We start from the raw sequence: 21,066 nt of genomic DNA on the forward strand, positions 1-21,066 counted from the left end.
CCCCGAGAAGGACAACGCGAGCATGCGCCTGCTGATCGAGCTCGACGACCGTCGCGAGGCGGTCGAGGTGGACGGATGGTCCGGCGCGTCCTCCCTCGGAGAACTCGTCGCCGCCACGATCGGCGTCGAGCTCGACGCCGAGACCTCCCTCGCGGTCGACGGACACCGAACCAGCGCGGCGACTCCGCTGCGTGACCTCGTCCTGCTCGAGGGGTCCCGTGTCGGACGCACGCCGCAGGAGCGCCCGCAGTTGGTCGACGACTGGAGTGTCACACTCGCCGGGGGGCTCGACGCGGGTCTGGTCGTGCCGATCCCGCGCAGCCGGAAGCTCGTCGTGGGCAGGGCACCGCAGGCCGACGTCGTGCTGCCCACCGAGAGCGCCTCGTGGGAGCACTGCACGATCGAGCGCGAGGACGACGGGGTCCGCGTGCGTGACGCCGGGTCGACGAACGGCACCGTGATCGCGGGCGAGCGCATCGATGCCGAGGGAGTCCTGCTCACCGGGACCACGAGCGTCATCGTGGGCGGCGCCGTGCTGTTGGTCCGGCCAGCGCTGGACGAGGTCCCCGTGCCGGCCGCGGGCTCGCTGGCCAACCTGACGCCCGCGGCGACCGCGCCGTTCAACCGCCCGCCCCGAGCCGGGCGGAACACCGAGACCGAGACCGTCGACCCGCCGGCCAAGCGCGAGGTCCCGCAGGCATCGAAGTTCAGCTGGATCACCGTCGCAGCGCCACTGGTCCTCGCCGGTGCGATGGTCCTCCTGCTCGGCGACGCCCGGTTCGCCCTGTTCGCGCTACTGTCGCCGGTCACCGCGATCGGCATGTGGTTCGAGCAGAAGCACCGTCGGGCGAAGAACCTGAAGGAGGAGGACACCCGCTTCGCCGAGGCCGTGGAGTCCTTCCGGGGTGAGATCGCCGAGGCCGCAGCGGTCGAGGCGGCCCGTCGGCAGGAACTCGTCCCCGACCCGGCCACCGTCGTCCGCCGGGCCGAGCTCCCCACCACCCTGCTGTGGCAGCGACGCTCCGAGGACACCGACTTCCTGAGCCTGCACGCCGGCACCGGTGACGCACCGTGGCGCCCCGAACTCGATCAGCGGGCGGCGTCGTCCAAGCTCGAGGACGAGGCGAAGGCCGCCATCGCCGACAGTCGCCTCACCGCTGCGCCGGTCGTGGCGGACCTGTCCGACGCCGGCGTCGTCGGGATCGTCGGTGACCGCGAGGGAGCACTCGCGCTGGCGCGCAGCCTGCTCGCGCAGGCCACCGTGCACTGCGGTCCCGCCGACCTGACGGTGGGCATCTTCTGTGACGCTGGCCGTGCCGATGACTGGGGGTGGGCCTCGTGGCTGCCGCACGCGCGCGTGGCGGCGAGCAGCACCGGTGCACGTTGGATGTCGGCACAGCGCGACCAGAGCGCGGCGATGCTCCGAGGGCTGCGGGAGTCGCTCGACGAGCTACCGACCCCGAACCTGCTCGTCGTGGTCGACTCCGAGGTGCTCACCGAGGGGCGCGATGCGCCCGCCCGCAACCTGCTCGGCGAAGGGCGCACCGTCCCCGGACAGTCGCTCCGTCCCGGTGAGCAGCCACGCCGGGTGAGCGGGATCGTCATCGCGACCAACGAGCAGCAGCTTCCCGCAGCCTGCACGACGATCGTCACGGTCGGTGCCGACGCCGCCGCGACGGTCTACCGGCCGGAGGACCGGACCCGCGTCGAGGACGTCGTGCTCGCCGGACTCAGCGTCGAGACAGCCGAACGGAGCGCCCGCAGCGTGGCGCACTTCGACGATCCGGAACTGCTGGTTCCGGGGGCGTCCTTGCCGTCGCTCGTCCGTCTGCCGGAGCTGCTCGCGGGGGACGACACGGTCCCGCGAACCCAGGCGGCCACGAGCCCCGTCGACACGATCCGAGCGGCGTGGGGCGCCCGCACCGGCTTCTCGACCCCGATCGGGTCCTCGGAGAGCGGCGTCCTCGAGCTCGATCTGGTCCGCGACGGGCCGCACGGTCTGGTCGGTGGCACGACGGGTTCGGGCAAGAGCGAGTTCCTGCGCTCGCTCGTCGCCGGGCTCGCTGCACGCAACGATCCCACCCGCCTCAACTTCCTGCTCGTCGACTTCAAGGGCGGCGCCGCGTTCGCTGCCTGCGAGCGACTGCCGCACACCATCGGCACCATCAGCAACCTGGACGAGCAACTCGCCGACCGTGCGATCCGTGCACTCGAGGCCGAACTCGAGCGTCGTCAGCGGGTGTTCGCCGCAGCCGGCGCGGACATCGACAACCTCGACGCCTACCTGGCGACGATGCCCGACGAACCGATGCCGCGCCTGCTCCTCGTGGTTGACGAGTTCGCGATGCTGGCGAAGGACTTCCCCGACGTCCTCACCTCGCTCGTCGCCGTCGCCGCGGTCGGTCGGACACTCGGCGTCCACATGATCCTCGCCACCCAGCGGCCTGCTGGCGTCGTGAGCGAGGACATCCTGGCGAACACCAACATGCGGGTGGCGCTGCGGGTGCAGAGCCGCGAGGACTCGACCAACGTGATCGGCGTGCCCACCGCCGCGGGTATCGGTCGCCAACAGACCGGTCGCGCGTACGTGAAGCTCGGGCAGGACGACATCACCCCGGTGCAGACCGCGCTCGTCACCGGCCGTGCTCGCGACGAGCGTGCGGAGCAACCGGTGTCCGTCCGATCGACCGACGTCTTCGGCGTGCCCGCTCCGATGCCCGCTCCGGCACCGACGGCGGCCGACGTCACCGACCTCGACCAGCTCATCGAGGCGATCGCGCAGGCGAACGCCGCCGCCGGGTACGCCCCGCCGCGACCGATCTGGCCCGAGGCCCTCGGCGATCGCGTCGAGCTGGCCGAGCTGGCGCCCGTCGTCGGACCGCTGCGGACCGTGCCCGTCGCCCTGGCCGACGACCCGGACCACCAGCGCCAGGTCACGACCGGGTGGGACCTCGACGAGGGCAACCTCATGCTCATGGGCATCCCCGGCAGCGGGACGAGCACGGCCCTCGCCACCCTCGCCCTGCAGCTCGCCGAGGCGACGAGCCCGGACGACCTCGACCTGCTGGTGCTCGACATGGGTCCAGGCGACCTGGCGCCCCTCGCGCAGCTTCCGCACACGACCGCCTACGTCGGCTCCGGTGCCGGCGCGGGGGAGGTGCAGGCGCGGTTCCTCCGGCACCTGCGCGTCGAGCTCGAGCGACGTCGCGCCACTCCGGGTGGCCGCCGGGCAGTCGTGTTGATCGACGGCCTCGCGGCCCTGCGCGACGAGTACCAGGACTTCGAGGGGCAGCTGCTGCTCGACGCCCTGTACCGCGTCTACGCCGAGGGGCCCGCGCTCGGCATATCGTTCGCCGTCTCGACGACCCGCGCCAAGGCCGTGCCGTCCGCGATGGACGAAGTGACGACCCAGAAGTGGATGTTCCGCCTGGCCGACCCGTACGACTACGCCTCGATCGGCGTCCGCCCGAAGGACGTCCCACCGCCCGTACCCGGTCGCTTCATCGACTCGATCCTGCGGCTGCAGTCCCACGTGGCGACGCCGGACGTCCCGCTGGCGCAGGCCGTCGATCGCCTCGTCGAGCGCTGGCCCGGCACGGCTCCGAAGGCGAGTGCGGTCGGTCGGCTGCCCGACGCCGTCCTGGTCGACGAACTCGGTGCGGGTGCGGTGTTCGCGGGGGAACCGTGGCGGATCCCGATCGGGGTCGCCGAGGACGATCTCCGTCCCGCAGCGCTCGAGGTCTACGAAGGCGAACACGTGCTCGTTGCGGGTCCAGCCCGGTCGGGCAAGTCGACCGTGCTCCTGGCGCTCGCGGCCCTCGCTCGCGCCGCGGATGGCGTGCGACCGGCGGTCTGGGCGATCTGTGATCGCCGTTCGCCGCTCGCCTCCGGCGCCTTCGACCGCATCGCCGTCGGCCCCGACGAGGTCCCGGCTCTGCTGGCCGGGCTGCGGCTCGAGCGTGGACCGGTGCTGCTGTTGATCGACGACGCGGAACGCTTCGATGACGGCGACCAGGCCATCGCGACGCTGCTCGCGACCGAGCGCCCCGGGCTCTGCGTCGTCGCGGCGGGCCGCTCGGCGGACCTCCGATCGCTCTACAGCCACTGGACACGAGCGGTCCGCAAGTCGCGTTGCGGCGTCCTCCTGCAGCCGGACGTCGACTACGACGGCGAGTTGCTCGGCGTCACGCTCCCGCGCCGAGCACCGGTGGCGCTGACCGTGGGTCGCGGCTACGCGTCCTCCGGCGGCACCGTCCGCCTCGTGCAGACCGCGTCCGCAGGCAGCTGACCGACTGACTGACGGACTGGAGGCCCGTGGCGACGCCGCCACGGGCCTCCAGGCCGTCAGCTGGTCGCGCGACCGACCCGCTCAGCCCCGACAGGCCCGCTCAGTCGCGCGTCGTGATCCCGAAGGGCGAGCTCTCGAGGTTCGTGAAGTTCCCCACCGTCGCCCGGACGGTGCACGACGGGGCGACGGAGAGTGCGGTGACCACGAGCCCGTCGGACGACACGGCCAACGCGCCCGAGCAGCCGTCGGCAAACCGGACGCCGGACTCACCGCCGGCCACGTCGACGAGCATCTGCGACGGCCGCCCGCTGCTCGGACTGCGGTAGAGCGGGTTGAGCTCGTCGGCACCGTTCGGCCAGACCGGCACCAGGGTCACCGGCAGCGCCGTCTGGCTGACCGTCCGGTCGGGCGTGCGGACCTCGACGCCCTGCAGCCGCTGGACGGGGTAGGCAGTCCCGCGGACGGCGTCGTCGGTCACGGCTGTGGTGGTCACCTCGCCGACACCCTCGAGCCAGGTCTGCAGCGCGGCACCGTCCTTGACAGAGAGTGGCACAGAGGCCTCGACCGTGACGTCTCCACCGGCGGGGACCTCGACGCCGGACAGGCTCCACGCACACGCCGTGTCCACACCGGTCAGCGACGGCTGGTTGCGCTTCGCCGTGATGCCCTCGCCGGACCAAGTGGCCGCGGGGCAGGAGGCTCCCGACCGAGCACCTGGCAGCACCTCGAGGAACGGTCCGCTGAGGGTGGCCGCCTGCGCCGCGTACGTGATGCGCAGGTCCACGGTGCCCTTCGCCGGGTCGATGGTGGCACGCCGTGTGGTCGCGAGGCCGGTGGGAAGCGGCTGGTCCTGCTGGTAGGCGTTGGCGGCCTGTGCGGTCGCGGAACCGGGCCCCGGCGTCTTCTGGAGAGCTCCGGGCAGCCACACGACGCCACCGACGATCAGTGCGGCGACGAGCACGACGCCGATGCCGCCGAACAGGAGCGCACGGTTGGTCAGCCATTCGGGGCGGGCGAACCGACGCGTCGGTTCGGGCTCGGCGGCCGGTGCGGCGGGCAGCGGCTGCCGCGCCATCGGCCGGATGACGGTCTGCGACCCGGCGGGGCCGAGCTCCGGGGCCGGCCCGACGACCGCGGTGTCGTCCCCGGTGGCGGTGGTCTGGGATCCCGTCGCGTCGTCGGGGCGGACCCCACGGACGACGGTCGCCGGACGCTCGACCTCGTCGAACGAGTCCGGGTCGCTGGAAGCGACCAGCGCGGATGCCGAGGCGAGGGACCGTGCGAGCCGACGGAGAGTCCCCGCCGCGTCGGCCGCCGACGGCCGGGCGTTCGGGTCCTTCGCCAGCAGGGCAGACACCGCCGTCCACAACGGGTCCGGCACGTCGAGTGGGGGCGGGTTCGACGTGACGTGCCGGTACGCCACTGCGAAGTCCGTGCCAGGCCCGGCGAACGGCGTGCGACCGGACAGCAGCTCGTAGAGCATGACCCCGGCGCCGTAGACGTCGGCGGCCGGACCCGAGCGGCCGTGGCTGATCGACTCAGGTGCCATGTACTGCGGTGTGCCGAGGAGCCCGGTGGTGGTGCGCTCGCGCTGGGCGACGACGGAAGCGATGCCGAAGTCGCTGACCCGGACGTCGCCGGTCGCGCCGGACTCCCACGGGGCCTGGAGCAACACGTTGTCGGGCTTGACGTCACGGTGGGTGACGTCCTGCTCGTGCGCCGCAGCGAGGGCGTCGAGGGTCTCGGCGGTGATGGTCAGGGCGTCACGCGGAGTGAGCGGCCCGTTCGCCGCGAGCAGGTCGCGGGCGGATCCGCCCGGCACCAGGTCCATGACGATCGCGAGCCGGTCACCCTCGACGACCAGGTCACGGACGCGCACGACGGACGGGTGCTGCAGGGCGAGGAGCACGGAGCGCTCCCGGACGAAGCGCTCGACGATCTGCGGGTCGGCGGCGAGTTCGGCACGCAGGAGCTTCGCTGCGAAGGCCTCACCGGTCGCAGTGTGTTCGACGCGCCAGACCTCACCGGTGGCACCGGTCCCGAGCAGTTCGACCAGTCGGTAGGACGCACCGAGCGGTTCGCCCTGGCCGTACTGCCCTTGACGGTCCTGCGCCACGCGTTCCCCGATTCCCCCGATGGCCGACCCCTCGCCGACCACGCAATGTTACCGGCCGGGCTGCTCCGGCGCCGCGTACTGCACGTCGATCGCGTGCTGCGTGAACCCCGAGCGCCGGTACAGCGCGAGCGCCGGCTCGTTGTCCCCCTCGACGTACAGTGCGGCGGCGGTCAGCCCACGGCCGTGCAGCCGGGCGGTTCCCGCACGCATGAGCACACCACCGAGCCGCTGTCCCTGCAGGTCGGGCCGCACGGCGACGGCGTAGAACTCGCCGATGCCGTCCTCGACCTTGAGCCAGCACGACCCGGCGAGCTGCCCGGAGGCGTCGCGGAGCAAGAGCAGGTCGTCGCCGGAGAACCAGGCGTCGGCTTCGCGGGCGCGCAGGTCGTCCAGCGTCATCCGCCCCTGCTCGGGGTGGTGCGCGAAGGCTGCGGCGTTCAGCGCGAGCCAGTCGGTCTCGTCATCGGTGCCCGGGCGGAACGCCGACAGGCTGAACCCGTCGGGCAGCTCGACGTCGGCGGCGACGTCTTCCTCGGAGTCGGCGACGGGCGCCCGGAGCTGCAGCAGCGTGCGGACCGCGCGCCAGCCGAACCGGTCGGCCAGCGCCCGCGCTGCCGGGTGGTCCCCGTGCGCCCAGGCGAGCCGGGGAGCGGCCCCGCCGCCCAGCGCGAGCGCCTGCGTCACCAGGGCGGTGCCGATGCCGCGGCCGCGGGCCTCCTGGGCGACGACCATCTCGAGCTCACCGTCACGGACCACGGCGACCCCGTCGTCGACGGACAGGACGCTCGCGCGCCCGGCGCGGACGTCCACCAGGGTCTGGTCGGAGAACGGCGGGGCCTCGCCGGGGGCGACGAAGGCGCCGAGGTCGGGCAGCACTACTGCCCCATCAGGCGCTCGGCCTCGTCGTCGTAGACGTTGAAGCGGTACCCGACGTTGCGGACGGTGCCGATGAGTGACTCGAGGTCGCCGAGCTTGGCGCGGAGCCGTCGGACGTGCACGTCGACGGTGCGGGTGCCACCGAAGTAGTCGTAGCCCCAGACCTCGCTGAGCAGCTGCTCGCGGGTGAAGACGCGTGACGGGTGGGTGGCGAAGAACCGCAGGAGCTCGAACTCCTTGAACGTCAGGTCGAGCGGCCGACCGCGGACCTTGGCGGAGTAGCTGGCCTCGTCGATGACGACACCGGACGCCTGGATCTTCGAGCTCGTCTGGCCCTTCGCGGCACGACCGGCCGACAGGCGGATGCGGGCGTCGATCTCGGCGGGGCCGGCGCTCTCGAGCACGACGTCGTCGACGTTCCAGTCGCTGTTCACCGCGGTCAGACCGCCCTCGGTGACGACGAGCACGATCGGCGTGGTCGACCCCGACGAGGCGAGGATCTTGCACAGGGCCTTCGCGCTGACCAGGTCGGTGCGGGCGTCCACGAACATCAGGTCGCTCTGCGGGGCGTTGACCAGCTGCGCGGCCTCGGCCGGCACGTGGCGGATCCGGTGGCTCAGGAGGCCCAGGCTCGGCAGGACGTCTCCGGGCGCGGTCGAGGTGAGTACCAGGAGCTGTGCCACAGGACCTCCGGAGGTGGATGACGTCGTGGAGACATCCTAGTGATGCTCGGGAAGGACTCATCCGGCCGGACGGATTGCGCGCCGTCCCGCACAGCACCGCACCGGCGGTGCAAGCGTCTCGCACGAGCACCGCACCCGGCGGTGCGAGCGTCCCGCACGAGCACCGCACCCGGCGGTGCAAGCGTCCCGCACGAGCACCGCACCCGACGGTGCGAGCATTCCGCACGTCCCCTGTCATGATGGATCGCGTGACCGAGCCCGTGCACCCCACCGACCAGCGTCGCCTGCGGCTGACGTCCGTCCTGCCGGTCTGGGTGCTGGCGGTCGTCGGGGCGGTGCTCGTCCTGACCCTGGCCGAGCGTGACTCGTTCGCCTGGCTGCTGCTCGTCTTCGTCGCCTGCGTCATGGTCAGCTTCGTGCTGCAGCTCATCACCGCCACCAAGGACGGGCTGGTCGAACGGATCAGCATCGCGTCGTCCGGGGCGTTCGTCGTGGTGCTCGTCACCGCGGTGGTGCTCCTGGCGCGTTGAGCCGAGCCGCGTAGACTCGGGACCATGGATTCGCTGCTTGCGCTCGAGCTCTTCTACGTCGGCCTCCTCGGCCTGGCGTCGCTCGCGATCGCGTTCATCTCGGTGGTCGTCGTCGTGAAGCTGTTCAAGGGTCAGCGTTGATCGAGCTGCCCGAAGGCCTCGCCCCCGAACTGGTCCCGCTGTCGTGGCTGGTCGGCGTGTGGGAGGGCACCGGTGTGGTCGAGTACCCGGTCGGTGACGACGACGAGGTCCGGAACTACGAGTTCGGCCAGCGCGTCAGCTTCAGCCACGACGGCCTGCCCTACCTGAACTACTCGTCCACCACGTGGCTGCTCGACGACGACCACACCCCGCTCGCCGCCGAGATGGGCTACTGGCGGATCGACCGTCCGACCGAGCCCGGCGACCGCGGCCCCGCGATGCTCCTGGGCGAGGGGCCCACGCCCTTCAGCACGGTCGAGAGCGTCGAGGCGCTCCGCAACACGACCGACGGCTTCGACGTCGAGGCCGCGATCATCCACCCGACGGGCGTCAACGAGCTCTACATCGGCCGTGTGCTGAAGGGCCGGATCGACCTGTCGACCGACGCCGTGCTGCGCTCGCCGAACGCGAAGGACTACTCCGCGGCGACCCGCCTGTACGGCCTGGTCGAGGGCAAGCTCTTCTGGGCGTGGGACATCGCCGCGCTCGGCCGTGAACTCACCTCGCACGCCTCGGGGCAGCTCGCGAAGGTCGACTGATGTCGGTGTTCGCCGCGCGGGACGGCTTCGTCGCGGCCGATTCGGTCGCCGCGCACTTCGGCAACCCGATCGGGGAACAGCGACTGCTGTCCCGCGGCCGCGCCGTCGTCGAGCTCGGTCTGGGTGTCGTCACGGTCTCCGGGCCGGACCGCCTGTCGTGGCTCAACTCGATCACCTCGCAGCAGCTCACCGGGTTGCCCACGGGCGTCAGCACCGAGACGCTCGTGCTCGACCAGGCCGGACGCGTCGAGCACGCGGCCCGGATCGTGGACGACGGTGCGACCGCCTGGCTGCTCTCCGAGCGCGCTGACGCGGCACCGCTCGCCGGCTGGCTCGACTCGATGCGCTTCATGCTCCGGGTCGAGGTCGCCGACCGTTCGGCCGACTTCGCCACCCTCGGCTGGCTCGGCGAGGCCGCGCCGTTCGCCTCCGTCGAACTGCCGGAACCGCCCGTCGCCGAGTGGGTCGACCCGTGGGGCGTCGTCACGCCCGGCGGGTGGGGCTACGCCGCTCAGGAGGCCCACCCCGGCTCCGACTGGACCCTCCGCATCGCCGTGGTCACCCCCGGCACCGCGGCCGCGATCGCCGCGTCGGACGTCCCCGTCGCGGGGCTCCTGGCGTACGAGGCGTTGCGGATCGCCGCCTGGCGACCGGTCCTGTCCGACGTCGACGAGCGGACGATCCCGCACGAGCTCGACTGGCTCCGCTCCGCCGTGCACCTGTCGAAGGGCTGCTACCGCGGGCAGGAGACCGTCGCCAAGGTCCACAACCTCGGGCACCCGCCGCGTCGGGCCGTACTGCTGCACCTGGACGGGTCCGACGGCGTGCTGCCGGCGCCCGGCACCCCGGTGCTGCTCGACGACAAGCCCGTCGGACGGCTGTCGGCGTCGGCGATCCACCACGAGCTCGGTCCGATCGGGCTCGCCGTGGTCAAGCGCTCCCTCGACCCCACTGCGACGCTGCGCCTCGAGGCCGACGACGTCGTGGTGACCGCGGCGCAGGAGACCATCGTCCCGCCCGAGGCCGGTGCGACGGCGAACGTCCCGCGCCTGCCCCGTCTCGGAGCCGTGAAGCGCTCCTAGCCTGCGCGTTGACGGTCGCAAGACACCGGTGTTCGCCGGTCGCACCGCGGTTCGCGGGTGTTCGGAGCGCGAACACCGGTGTTCTGCGCCGCTGCGTCAGGCGGGCTCGACGGCCGACCAGGGGACGCTGAGCTCGCCGAGCCGCCACCTGGTCACGCCGTGCAGCACCGGCCACCCGCGGCCGCGCATGCCGCGCACCGTGGCGATCCACCGCTGCCGGGGTCCGTACGTGCCGAGCGGAGCCGCGACCGCCCACGACAGGTCGAGGTCGCCGAGGAACGCGTGCACCCGTTCGCCGGGCACGTTGCGGTGGATCAGGGCCTTCGGCAGGCGCTCGGCGACGATCGAGGGCACGTCGAGCCCGGCGAGCCGCAGCGACACCGTGAAGGTCCGTGGCGCGACGTCGTCGAGCGTGACCCACGAGGCGACCCGGCCGACCTCGTTGCAGGTCCCCTCGACGAGCGCACCGCCGGGCTGCAGCCGGTCCTGCATGATCCGCCACGACCCGACCACCGCGGACTCGTCGTACTGCCGCAGCACGTTGAAGGCCCGGATGACGGCGGGTCGGCGCTGCCCGGGCGTCGGCGTCTCGAAGCCACCCAGGCGGAAGGTCACGCCGTCGCGGGTCCCGGCGTTCGCGAGCGCGACCCGCGAGGGCTCGATCTCGATGCCGGTCACCTCGACGTCCGGTCGGACGGCCGCCAGCCGGTCGCGGAGCTCGAGGGTGGTGGTCGGCGATGCCCCGTAGCCGACGTCGGCGACGAGCGGGTCGTCCGTCCGGCGCAGCACCGGCAGGGTCGCGATCCACCGGTCGACGCGGCGGAGCCGGTTGTACCCGGTCGTCCCGCGCGTCACGTTCCCGATGGGCATGCGTCAAGGGTACGGGGCCGGTACCGCTCGGTAGACTCGGAGGCATGACCTCCACGCTCGTCCTGCTCCGTCACGGCAACAGTGACTGGAACCAGAAGAACCTGTTCACCGGTTGGGTCGACGTCCGGCTCAGCGAGCTGGGCGAGAAGGAGGCGAAGCGCGCCGGCGACCTCATCGCCGAGTCCGGCATCGTCCCCGACGTCCTGTACACCTCGCTCCTGACCCGCGCGATCCAGACCGCGGACATCGCGCTGCTGCAGGCCGACCTGGCCTGGCTGCCGGTGAAGCGCGACTGGCGCCTCAACGAGCGCCACTACGGCGCCCTGCAGGGCAAGGACAAGGCCCAGACCCTGGCCGAGTACGGCGAGCAGCAGTTCATGGAGTGGCGCCGCTCGTTCGACGTCCCGCCGCCGCCCATCGCAGACGGAGCCGAGTGGTCGCAGTCCGGTGACCGCCGCTACGCCGAGCTCGGCGACCAGCTGCCCCGGACCGAGTCGCTCAAGCTCGTGATCGACCGCCTGCTGCCGTACTGGGAGTCCGACATCACGAAGGACCTCGCCGCCGGCAAGACCGTGCTCGTCACTGCCCACGGCAACTCGCTGCGTGCGCTCGTGAAGCACCTCGACGGCATCTCCGACGACGACATCGCCGGTCTGAACATCCCGACCGGCATCCCGCTGGTGTACGAGCTCGACGACGACTTCACGCCGACGAAGCCCGCGTACTACCTGGACCCCGAGGCCGCCGCTGCCGGCGCCGCCGCCGTGGCCGCCCAGGGCGCCAAGAAGTAGCGCCCACGCAGAACGCCCCGTCCGGCATCCGGGCGGGGCGTTGGTGCGTGTGCCGTGCTTCCCGGAAGCGACAGTGGGCCGCCAACGTTCCGCCGACTCCTGTCGCTCTGCCAGGAGGAACGGATCGCCCCGTCGACGACGTGTCGCTCCGGCAGCACGGTCGGCTCGACGAGCCGTGGCTGGTCAGACGAAGTGCGACGCGATCTCCTGCACCAGGGCCCCGACGTCGTAGGGCTTCGTGGTGTCGACCCGGATCACCGGGACACCGGCGAGCCCGACCGGGTGCGCGTCGTCGCCGTGCTCGTCCCAGAAGGCCAGCACGTCGGCCATGTCCCCGTGCACCTCGTGCCGCACCGGCACGGTGCCCGGGTCGTACCGGTCCCGCAGCCGCTGCTCGGCGGCGGCGCGGTCCGTGTCGCACCACACCTCGACGGCGCGCGGCGACCCGGCGGAGGCGAGCCCGGCCTCCAGGCGGTCCCGGTCGCGGGACGGCAGCCAGACGGCGTCGAGGACGACCCCGTTCTCGACGGCCCGGGCCATGGACCACATCGTGTCCATGGCGATGCCGCCGAGCGGACGCGAGGCGATCATCGGGCCGACGACGTCGGCCAGGGGCTCCTTGATGCGGTCCTTCGACAGGAACGGGCAGCCGAGCACCTCGGCGAGTGCCGTGCCGATCGTGCTCTTGCCGGAACCGGGCATGCCGTTGACGATGATCGCGACCTGGGCCATGCCACGATCCTCGCAGACCGATCGGGTCGGGTCAGACCGCCGCGGTCGAGGTGGACGCGCCGGTCCAGTCGCCGGTCGCCAGGTACTCGACCTTCTTCGCGATCGAGACCGCGTGGTCGGCGAAGCGCTCGTGGTAGCGGGAGGCCAGGGTGGCGTCGACCGTGTCGATCGGGCCGCCCTTCCAGGCCTCGCCGAGCACGAAGTCGAAGACGCTGGCGTGCAGCTCGTCGACGGCGTCGTCCTCGTCGCGGATCTCGGCCGACAGTGCGATGTCCTCGGTGGCGAGCAGGCGCGTGAGCTTCTGCGCCATCGCGACGTCGTGCTTGCCCATCTCCTTGAAGGTGCTGCGGAGGCCCTTCGGCACGACCTTCTCGGGGAAGCGCTGGCGGGCGAGCTGCGCGATGTGCTCGGCCATGTCTCCCATGCGCTCGAGCGAGGAGCTGACGCGCAGGGCGGTGACGACGACGCGCAGGTCGCGGGCCACCGGCGCCTGGCGGGCCAGGATGTCGATCGCGATCTCGTCGAGGCTGTTCGCAGCGAGGTCGATCTTCTCGTCGTCGGCGATCACCTCTTCGGCGAGGGCGACGTCGGAGTCGCCGAAGGCCTGCGTGGCTCGGGTGATGGCGGACTCGACGAGCCCGGCGATCTCGGTCAGTCGCTCCTGGACGTCCTGGAGTTCCTGCTGGAAGACTTCGCGCATGGGGGAGTACCTCTCTCTGCGTACCGGACGAGTGTCGTCAGCGCAGGTGAACGAACGGTGACGCGGGGCTGAACGCTTCGCGTTCTGGCCTTCCGCGGACGGTGAACGGTACCGGAACCCCGCATGACCATCCCTACACTGGCGGCATGGACAACGCGTGGCTCGTGCCACTGTCGATGCTCCTCGGCGGGGTCTTCGGCGCGGGCGTCGTGGTGCTGATCATCACCGCCGAGCGCACGGCACGTGCTGCCGACGTGGCGGAGCGGACCCTGCCGGACGGTGTCGCAGCGGTCATCTCGACGATGCACAACCCGGCGGTCGTCATCGACCCGTCGAACACCGTCGTCGCGGCATCGCCCCAGGCACTCACCGCGGGGCTCGTCGTGCGCCGACGTCTGGTGCACCAGGAACTGCTCGGCCTGATCGACCGGGTGCGCAAGAGCGGGGAGATGGGGGCGGAGGACCTCGAGCTGCCACGCGGCCGCCACGGGGAGCTCATCGGCTACCTCAGCTTCCGCGCGGCCCAGCTGGGCAACCGGTACGTCCTGCTCACCGCGGACGACCTGACCGAGAGCCGCCGCATCGACGAGGTCCGCCGCGACTTCGTCGCCAACATCTCGCACGAGCTGAAGACCCCGATCGGTGCCATCGGGCTGCTGTCGGAGACGCTCGTGCTCGCCGCCGACGACCCCGCGCACGTCAAGAAGTTCGCCGCGCAGCTCATCACCGAGTCCGAGCGGCTCGGGGCGCTGACGAAGGACATCATCGAGCTGTCCCGCCTGCAGTCGGTCGACGCGCTCGAGAACAGCGAGGAGACCGGCATCGACAAGATCGTGCAGGCCGCCATCGACGGCAACGAGGTCGTCGCCCGCGCCCGGTCGATCGAGATCATCCGCGCCAAGAAGTCGAAGCTGCGGGTGATGGGCGACCCGGGCCTGCTGCAGGTCGCGGTGTCGAACCTCATCGCCAACGCGGTGAAGTACTCGCCGGACGGCACCCGCGTCGGTGTGGGCGTCCGGTCGTCGAAGGGCTTCGTCGAGATCGCCGTCACCGACCAGGGTGTCGGCATCCCCGAGGCCGACCTCGACCGCGTCTTCGAACGGTTCTACCGTGTCGATCCCGCACGGTCGCGCGCCACCGGGGGCACCGGCCTCGGGCTCGCGATCGTCAAGCACGTCGTCAGCAACCACGGTGGTGACGTGCGCGTCTGGTCGCAGTCCGGCAAGGGCTCGACCTTCACCATCCGTCTGCCCGAGGCAGATCCCGAACTGACCACAGCCCTCGAAGAGCAACTGGAAGAGCAGCCATCGTGACCAAGATCCTCATCGTCGACGACGAGCCGGCCCTGAGCGAGCCCCTGGAGTTCCTGCTGCAGCGTGAGGGGTACGAGACCTCCGTCGCTGCCGACGGCGTGACAGCGCTGTCGAAGTTCGACACGGAGAACCCCGACCTGGTGCTCCTCGACCTCATGCTGCCGGGCCTGAGCGGCACCGAGGTGTGCCGGCAGATCCGGACCCGCTCGAACGCGCCGATCATCATGCTGACCGCGAAGGACTCGGAGGTGGACATCGTCGTCGGGCTCGAACTCGGCGCCGACGACTACGTCACGAAGCCGTACTCCACGCGGGAGCTCCTGGCCCGGATCCGTGCGGTGCTCCGCCGGCGTACCGAGGACGACCCGGCCGACAGCGGCATCCTGCAGGTCGGCGGCATCCGGATGGACGTCGAGCGCCACACGGTGTCCGTCGACGGGTCCGAGACGCCGATGCCGCTCAAGGAGTTCGAGCTCCTCGAGCTGCTGCTCCGGAACGCCGGCCGCGTGCTGACCCGTGGTCAGCTCATCGACCGGGTCTGGGGGTCCGACTACTTCGGCGACACCAAGACCCTCGACGTGCACATCAAGCGCATCCGCTCGAAGATCGAGCGGGTCCCGTCGACCCCCGAGATCCTGGTGACGGTCCGCGGTCTCGGCTACCGCATCGAGGCGTAGGCCCCGCGACCGGTCACGACTCACCGCGCGTCGTCCTGGGAGTGGTCGCAAGTCGTCGCCTCCGGCGCCTTGCAGTGACGGTTCGTGACCACTCGACGAGTGGTCTGCGACGAGTCATGACCGGGCCGCGCGCGAGGGCGCGCGCGACGGCTGGCGACGGCTGGCGACGGCTGGCGACGGCTGGTGTGTGCACCGCACGGACAGGAGGCCCGGTGCCGGTCCCTGGGACCGGCACCGGGCCTCCCGGTCTGCAGTGGTCGAGCGTCGCGTCAGCGCGTCAGCGCGGACGGACTACTGGCCGTCCGTCGGCGTGGCCGTCGGGGTCGAGGTCGGCAGCGTGACCGTGTCGGTCGGCTCCGGGGTCGGGCTCGGCGCGAGGGTCTGGTACTCCTCCTGCGAGCTGGTCAGCACCGGCACGTTCGCCGAGGTGCCCTCGGCGTCGGGGTAGCTGAAGTAGACCTTGACGAGCGACCCGGGCTTCGCGTCCGCGTTGTCGAACACGATCGGCTCGGCGTCGGCGGCGGTGGTGCCCTGGGTGGTGTCGCCCTCTTGCACGCTCGACTCGGCGTCGCTGCCCGCACCCGCTGCCATGGCGAGGTCGACGTGGCTGTTCGCCGGCACGTCGACGGTCCGGGTGTCGCCGCCGATCTCGATCGAGACGGTGTAGTCGTCCTGGTCGTCGTTGTTCACGAGCGTGCCGATGAAGCGGGCGCTCTCACCGTCGTCCGAGATCAGCAGGGCGTTCCGCACGTCGACCTTGCCGGTCGAGACGTCCACGCCGTCGGTGATCTGCTTGATGTCGACGGTGTGGGCCGGCGACATGAACTCGCACCCGGTGGCGCCGAGCGCGATGGTTGCCGCAACGGCGACGGACACGAGTACCCGAGGTCGCAAGAGATTCCTCCGTAAGTCACGATGAGGACCGGGCGGTCCCCGCGCCCATCCTAGCGATCACCGGGAGGGGTGAGCGTTGAGGGTCCCCTTACCGGAACGGCCCTTGTGGTAAACTGGAGGTCTGGGAACGGAGCCTGATACATGCAATTCGAGGTCGGCGAGACCGTCGTCTACCCCCATCACGGGGCGGCAACCATCTCTGAAGTCAAGACTCGCGTCATCAAGGGCGAGGAAAAGGTCTACCTGAAGCTGCGGGTGACGCAGGGCGACCTGACGATCGAGGTCCCGGCGGACAACGTCGACCTGGTCGGCGTCCGCGACGTGATCGGCAAGGAAGGGCTCGACAAGGTGTTCGAGGTCCTCCGGGCGCCGTTCACGGAAGAGCCCACGAACTGGTCACGCCGGTACAAGGCGAACCTCGAGAAGCTCGCTTCCGGTGACGTCATCAAGGTGTCCGAGGTCGTCCGCGACCTCTGGCGGCGCGATCAGGACCGCGGGCTCTCCGCGGGTGAGAAGCGGATGCTGGCCAAGGCCCGGCAGATCCTGATCTCCGAGCTCGCGTTGGCCGAGAAGACCGACGAGGACAAGGCATCGACCGTCCTCGACGAGGTCCTGGCCTCCTGAACGCTGAACCACTGAGCGCGACAGCACGAACGACGACCGCACGGTTCCCCGACGGGGTGGACCGGGCGGTCGTCGTCGTTGCAGCGGGGTCCGGCACCCGGCTCGGCATCGGGACGGCGAAGGCGTTCGTGCCCGTGGCCGGTTCGCTGATGCTCGCGCGGGCACTCGAGCCCCTGTTCGCGTTGCCGTCGCCGACGCTCGTCGTCGTGGTCGCACCGGCGTCGCACCTGGACGAGTGCCGGCAGGTGGTCGGTTCCGTCGCGGGTGCTGCGGTCGCGTACACGGCCGTCGTGGCCGGAGGCGCGGATCGCCACGGTTCGGTCGAGGCCGGCCTGGCCGTGCTGCCGGACTCCGTCACCACGGTGCTCGTGCACGACGCGGCACGGTGCCTGACACCCGCGGCGCAGTTCGCGCGGGTGTTCGACGCCGTCGCCGCCGGGGACGGTGCGGGCGTCGTGCCGGCACTCCCCGTCACGGACACCGTGAAGCGCGTCGACGGTGACGTCGTCGTCGAGACCGTCGACCGTGCCGCACTCGTCGGGGTGCAGACGCCGCAGGGCTTCCCCCTCGCCGCACTCCGGCGGGCGTACGCGGTGTCGTCGCAGTCCGAGACGGACGATGCCGGCGTGTTCCAGGCCGTCGGGGGCACCGTCCGGTTCGTGCCGGGTGACGCCGACGCCTTCAAGATCACGACGCCGTGGGACCTCGGCCGGGCCGAGTCGATCGTGCGGGCGCGGTCCGAAGCCGGTGCTGGTGCTGGTGCCGGTGCGGCGGGTGCTGGCCAGGCGGACGCCGTCGCGGTCCGACTCGGGCTCGGGGTGGACGTGCACGCCTTCGACGACGCCTCGCCCTGCCGCGTCGGGCTGCTCGACTTCCCCGGCGAACCCGGGCTCTCCGGCCACAGCGACGGCGACGCGGTGGCGCACGCGGTGTGCGACGCCCTGCTCTCCGCCGGGGGCCTCGGCGACATCGGCGGCCGCTTCGGCACCGCCGACCCGCAGTACGCCGGCGCCACGGGCGACGTCTTCGTCCGCGGCGCGGTCGCGCTGCTCGCCGACGCGGGGCTCGTGCCGGTGTCGGTCACCGTGCAGGTCATCGGGAACCGGCCGCGCATCGGTCGTCGCCGTGACGAGATGCAGGACGCCCTGTCCGCCGTGGTCGGCGCACCCGTGGCGGTGTCCGGCACCACGACGGACGGACTCGGGTTCACCGGCCGCGGTGAGGGGCTCGCCGCGATCGCCACCGCGCTCGTGCGTCCCTCCTGAAACCGCGGCCCCGCGCCGATTAGGGTTGAGGCGTGACCGTTCGCCTCTACGACTCCCGCGCCGCAGCCGTCGTCGACCTCGTGCCCCTGGTCGACGGACACGTGAGCGTCTACGTCTGTGGGCCGACGGTGCAGTCGTCGCCGCACATCGGGCACCTGCGGTCCGCGCTGGTCTACGACATCTGGCGCCGGTGGCTCACCCACCGCGGGTACCGGGTGACCCTGGTGCGCAACGTCACCGACATCGACGACAAGGTCCTCGACCTGGCTGCCGGCACGGACGAAGCGTGGTTCGCACGCGCCTACCGGGTCGAGCTCGAGTTCACCGCCGCGTACAACGCCCTCGGCATCCTGCCCCCGACCTACGAGCCGCGGGCCACGGCGAGCGTGCCGCAGATGCACGAGATCATCCAGCGTCTCATCGATCGCGGGCACGCCTACGCCGCCGACGACGGCTCGGGCGACGTCTACTTCGACACCGGCAGCTGGGCCGACTACGGGGTGCTCACCCGGCAGCGGCGCGAGGACATGGTCGAGGCTGCCGACGCCGATCCGCGTGGCAAGCGCGACGCCCGTGACTTCGCGCTCTGGAAGGGTGCGAAGCCCGGCGAACCGTCGACCGCCAACTGGGACTCCCCGTGGGGCGCCGGCCGTCCGGGCTGGCACATCGAGTGCTCGGCGATGTCACGTCGGTACCTCGGCCCCGCGTTCGACATCCACGGCGGCGGGCTCGACCTGCGCTTCCCGCACCACGAGAACGAGCTCGCGCAGTCCACGGCCGCCGGGGACCCGTTCGCGTCGTACTGGCTGCACAACGGCCTGGTGACGGTCGAGGGGCAGAAGATGTCGAAGTCGCTCGGCAACTCGATCTTCGCCGCGGACTTCATCGGATCTGCTCGTCCCGCGGTCGTCCGGTACTTCCTCGGCGCCGCCCACTACCGCTCGTCGATCGACCACCACGAGGGCTCCCTGGCCGAGGCCGAGGCGGCGTACGACCGCATCGCCGGGTTCCTGGAGCGCGCCGAGCCCCGGCTCGAGGGCGTCCACCTCACCGATGCCCCATCCGTGCCCGAGGCCTTCGCCGCGGCCATGGACGACGACCTCTCCGTGCCCCAGGCCCTGGCCGTGCTGCACGAGACCGTGCGCACCGGCAACGCCGCCCTGGACGCCGACGATGCGGAAACGCTCGGGACCGCGTACCATCAGGTGGCTGCGATGGTGGAGGTGCTCGGCATCGACCCGCGAGCCGCCCACTGGTCGGGCGGCGGCCACGACACCTCGGCAGGCCCGCTCGCCGCCCTCGTCGAACGCCTCGTGCAGGAGCGCGCGGACGCCAGGGCAGCACGGGACTTCACCGCGGCCGACCGCGTGCGCGACGACCTCGCCGCCGCGGGCATCACGATCGAGGACACGCCGTCCGGAACACGCTGGAGCATCGCCTGAACACGGCAGTGCCGAACAGGAGCTACGCATGAAGAACGTCTCGGGAAGCAAGAAGGGTCGGCCCGGCGCCGTCCGCGCCGGTCGCAAGGGCAACAAGCAGGTCGGTTCCGGCGGACAGGGCGCGCAGGCGCTCGAGGGCCGCAAGCCGACCCCGAAGGCCGAGGACCGCCCGTACCACCCCGCGGGCAAGCGCAAGGCCGCGAAGGACCGCTTCGAGGCAGCCAAGGGTCGGCACGGTTCCTCGAGCACCCCGCAGGGTCGCACCGGCCGTCCGCCGGCACGCAAGACCGACGACTCCGAGCTGGTGACCGGGCGCAACTCGGTGCTCGAGGCGCTGCGCACGAAGACCCCGTCGTCGACGCTCTACATCGCGTCGCGCATCGAGGTCGACGACCGTGTGAAGGAGATCCTCGCGCTCGCGAACCACCGTGGCGTGCCGATCATCGAGCTCATGCGTCCCGAGCTCGACCGCATCACCGGGCACGACAGCGTGCACCAGGGAGTCGCCCTCAAGGTGCCGGCGTACCAGTACGCCGTGTCCGAGGACATCGTCGAGCAGGCGTTCTCGCGCGACCAGGTCCCGCTGCTCGTCGCCCTCGACGGCATCACGGACCCCCGCAACCTCGGTGCGATCATCCGCTCGACCGCGGCCTTCGGTGGACACGGCGTCATCGTGCCGCAGCGTCGCTCGGTCGGTGTGACGGCGTCGGCGTGGAAGACCTCGGCCGGTGCCGCGGCCCGCACCCCCGTCGCGATGGCCCCGAACCTGACGCAGACCCTGAAGTCGCTCAAGTCGATGGGCCTGTTCGTCCTCGGCCTCGACGGCGACGGTGACGTGGAGCTCGACGGCCTCGAGCTCGCCGACCGCCCGATCGTGATCGTCGTCGGTTCCGAGGGCAAGGGCCTGTCGCGCCTGGTCACCGAGACCTGCGACGCCATCGTGTCGATCCCGATCTCGAGCGCCACCGAGTCCCTGAACGCCGGCATCGCCGCGAGCGTCACCCTGTGGGAGGTCGCGCGGCGCCGCCGCACCGCGTAGCCCCGGCGCTTCGTCCGCAGCAACGGTCGCCTCCCCTCGTGGGAGGCGGCCGTTCCTGCGTGCGGCGCCGACCGGGGCAGGCCCGACGGGTCAGGACACGTCGGATGATGCCCGCCGTGTGGTCACGAGTCGTCGCTGCGCGACGCCGCAGGCGACGGTTCGTGACCGGCCGACGTGCACCTGTGGGGTGTCGTGACCGCTCGACGTCCAACGGCACCACCGGCGGTGCAGGTGACGGTCTGGAGGGCCGGCACCGGTCTCCGGGACGCACGCCGGGCCTCCAGGCGGTCGCGTTCTCGAACCCCGAGCGGCCACGACCCGTCGGCGGGTGTCGGCCGTGTGGTCACGCGTCGTCGCTGCGCGACGCCGCCGGCGACGGTCTGTGACCAGTCGGCACCCACCCG

At 71.7% G+C, this 21,066-nt stretch carries 18 protein-coding genes; 11 read left to right on the top strand and 7 right to left on the bottom strand.

What is annotated here, in order from left to right:
- Nucleotides 1-22 precede the first annotated feature (22 nt).
- Nucleotides 23-4,288, top strand: coding sequence for an FtsK/SpoIIIE domain-containing protein (locus ITJ50_RS05210; protein ID WP_194590038.1), 4,266 nt, complete (start codon nucleotides 23-25; stop codon nucleotides 4,286-4,288).
- Nucleotides 4,289-4,388: 100 nt separating this feature from the next.
- Here the strand turns inward: ITJ50_RS05210 and ITJ50_RS05215 are convergent, their stop codons facing one another.
- From ITJ50_RS05215 to ITJ50_RS05225, 3 genes are read right to left on the bottom strand one after another with little or no spacing between them, the layout of a single operon-like run.
- Nucleotides 4,389-6,404, bottom strand: a complete 2,016-nt coding sequence (locus ITJ50_RS05215) for a serine/threonine-protein kinase (RefSeq protein ID WP_194590039.1) — start codon at nucleotides 6,402-6,404, stop codon at nucleotides 4,389-4,391.
- A gap of 48 nt (nucleotides 6,405-6,452) precedes the next feature.
- Nucleotides 6,453-7,280 carry a mycothiol synthase gene (mshD, locus tag ITJ50_RS05220; RefSeq protein WP_194590040.1) on the bottom strand — a complete coding sequence of 276 codons (828 nt, stop codon included), beginning with the start codon at nucleotides 7,278-7,280 and terminating at the stop codon, nucleotides 6,453-6,455.
- Nucleotides 7,280-7,963: a response regulator transcription factor gene (locus ITJ50_RS05225; protein ID WP_017888078.1), complete on the bottom strand. Its 684-nt coding sequence runs from the start codon at nucleotides 7,961-7,963 to the stop codon at nucleotides 7,280-7,282. The genes mshD and ITJ50_RS05225 overlap by 1 nt, the downstream gene beginning before the upstream one ends.
- Before the next feature lie 248 nt (nucleotides 7,964-8,211).
- Between ITJ50_RS05225 and ITJ50_RS05230 the strand changes: the two genes are divergently transcribed.
- The 3 genes from ITJ50_RS05230 (at nucleotide 8,212) to ITJ50_RS05240 (ending at nucleotide 10,315) form a co-directional block, all read left to right on the top strand.
- Nucleotides 8,212-8,493 carry a hypothetical protein gene (locus ITJ50_RS05230; RefSeq protein ID WP_140448504.1) on the top strand — a complete coding sequence of 94 codons (282 nt, stop codon included), beginning with the start codon at nucleotides 8,212-8,214 and terminating at the stop codon, nucleotides 8,491-8,493.
- Nucleotides 8,494-8,630: 137 nt separating this feature from the next.
- Nucleotides 8,631-9,233 (top strand): FABP family protein, encoded by a 603-nt coding sequence (locus ITJ50_RS05235; protein WP_194590041.1) that lies wholly within the window; start codon nucleotides 8,631-8,633, stop codon nucleotides 9,231-9,233.
- Nucleotides 9,233-10,315, top strand: a complete 1,083-nt coding sequence (locus ITJ50_RS05240; protein ID WP_194590042.1) for a YgfZ/GcvT domain-containing protein — start codon at nucleotides 9,233-9,235, stop codon at nucleotides 10,313-10,315. Before ITJ50_RS05235 ends, ITJ50_RS05240 begins: the two co-directional genes overlap by 1 nt.
- Before the next feature lie 96 nt (nucleotides 10,316-10,411).
- Here ITJ50_RS05240 and ITJ50_RS05245 read toward each other — a convergent pair whose 3' ends face one another.
- Nucleotides 10,412-11,185, bottom strand: a complete 774-nt coding sequence (locus tag ITJ50_RS05245) for an SAM-dependent methyltransferase (RefSeq protein ID WP_017888073.1) — start codon at nucleotides 11,183-11,185, stop codon at nucleotides 10,412-10,414.
- Nucleotides 11,186-11,229: 44 nt separating this feature from the next.
- Between ITJ50_RS05245 and ITJ50_RS05250 the strand changes: the two genes are divergently transcribed.
- Nucleotides 11,230-11,976 (top strand): phosphoglyceromutase, encoded by a 747-nt coding sequence (locus ITJ50_RS05250; protein ID WP_042539322.1) that lies wholly within the window; start codon nucleotides 11,230-11,232, stop codon nucleotides 11,974-11,976.
- Between the two features lie 183 nt (nucleotides 11,977-12,159).
- Here the strand turns inward: ITJ50_RS05250 and ITJ50_RS05255 are convergent, their stop codons facing one another.
- Both ITJ50_RS05255 and phoU read right to left on the bottom strand, forming a co-directional pair.
- Nucleotides 12,160-12,708 carry an AAA family ATPase gene (locus ITJ50_RS05255; protein WP_042539320.1) on the bottom strand — a complete coding sequence of 183 codons (549 nt, stop codon included), beginning with the start codon at nucleotides 12,706-12,708 and terminating at the stop codon, nucleotides 12,160-12,162.
- A gap of 31 nt (nucleotides 12,709-12,739) precedes the next feature.
- On the bottom strand, nucleotides 12,740-13,408 hold the full coding sequence (gene phoU, locus ITJ50_RS05260; RefSeq protein ID WP_017888070.1) for a phosphate signaling complex protein PhoU: 669 nt from the start codon (nucleotides 13,406-13,408) through the stop codon (nucleotides 12,740-12,742).
- Nucleotides 13,409-13,554: 146 nt separating this feature from the next.
- Here phoU and ITJ50_RS05265 point away from each other — a divergent pair, with 146 nt between their 5' ends.
- Both ITJ50_RS05265 and ITJ50_RS05270 read left to right on the top strand, forming a co-directional pair.
- Nucleotides 13,555-14,721, top strand: a complete 1,167-nt coding sequence (locus tag ITJ50_RS05265; protein ID WP_017888069.1) for a sensor histidine kinase — start codon at nucleotides 13,555-13,557, stop codon at nucleotides 14,719-14,721.
- Nucleotides 14,718-15,398 carry a response regulator transcription factor gene (locus ITJ50_RS05270; protein WP_017888068.1) on the top strand — a complete coding sequence of 227 codons (681 nt, stop codon included), beginning with the start codon at nucleotides 14,718-14,720 and terminating at the stop codon, nucleotides 15,396-15,398. Before ITJ50_RS05265 ends, ITJ50_RS05270 begins: the two co-directional genes overlap by 4 nt.
- 291 nt (nucleotides 15,399-15,689) lie before the next feature.
- Here ITJ50_RS05270 and ITJ50_RS05275 read toward each other — a convergent pair whose 3' ends face one another.
- Nucleotides 15,690-16,292 carry a hypothetical protein gene (locus ITJ50_RS05275; protein ID WP_156463876.1) on the bottom strand — a complete coding sequence of 201 codons (603 nt, stop codon included), beginning with the start codon at nucleotides 16,290-16,292 and terminating at the stop codon, nucleotides 15,690-15,692.
- 141 nt (nucleotides 16,293-16,433) lie between these two features.
- Here ITJ50_RS05275 and ITJ50_RS05280 point away from each other — a divergent pair, with 141 nt between their 5' ends.
- The 4 genes from ITJ50_RS05280 to rlmB are packed head-to-tail and all read left to right on the top strand — an operon-like array spanning nucleotide 16,434 to nucleotide 20,662.
- Entirely contained in the window at nucleotides 16,434-16,916 is a 483-nt protein-coding gene (locus tag ITJ50_RS05280) for a CarD family transcriptional regulator (protein WP_017888066.1), read from the top strand.
- On the top strand, nucleotides 16,913-18,181 hold the full coding sequence (gene ispD / locus ITJ50_RS05285; RefSeq protein WP_416354613.1) for a 2-C-methyl-D-erythritol 4-phosphate cytidylyltransferase: 1,269 nt from the start codon (nucleotides 16,913-16,915) through the stop codon (nucleotides 18,179-18,181). Before ITJ50_RS05280 ends, ispD begins: the two co-directional genes overlap by 4 nt.
- Nucleotides 18,182-18,213: 32 nt before the next feature.
- A complete protein-coding gene (gene cysS / locus ITJ50_RS05290; RefSeq protein ID WP_042539317.1) occupies nucleotides 18,214-19,623 on the top strand; it encodes a cysteine--tRNA ligase in 1,410 nt (469 codons plus the stop codon).
- A 28-nt stretch (nucleotides 19,624-19,651) separates the two neighbouring features.
- Nucleotides 19,652-20,662, top strand: coding sequence for a 23S rRNA (guanosine(2251)-2'-O)-methyltransferase RlmB (gene rlmB / locus ITJ50_RS05295; RefSeq protein ID WP_017888063.1), 1,011 nt, complete (start codon nucleotides 19,652-19,654; stop codon nucleotides 20,660-20,662).
- The last annotated feature ends 404 nt before the right edge of the window (nucleotides 20,663-21,066 follow it).

It is taken from the genome of Curtobacterium sp. VKM Ac-2889 (genome assembly GCF_015350855.1).
Taxonomy (GTDB): domain Bacteria; phylum Actinomycetota; class Actinomycetes; order Actinomycetales; family Microbacteriaceae; genus Curtobacterium; species Curtobacterium poinsettiae.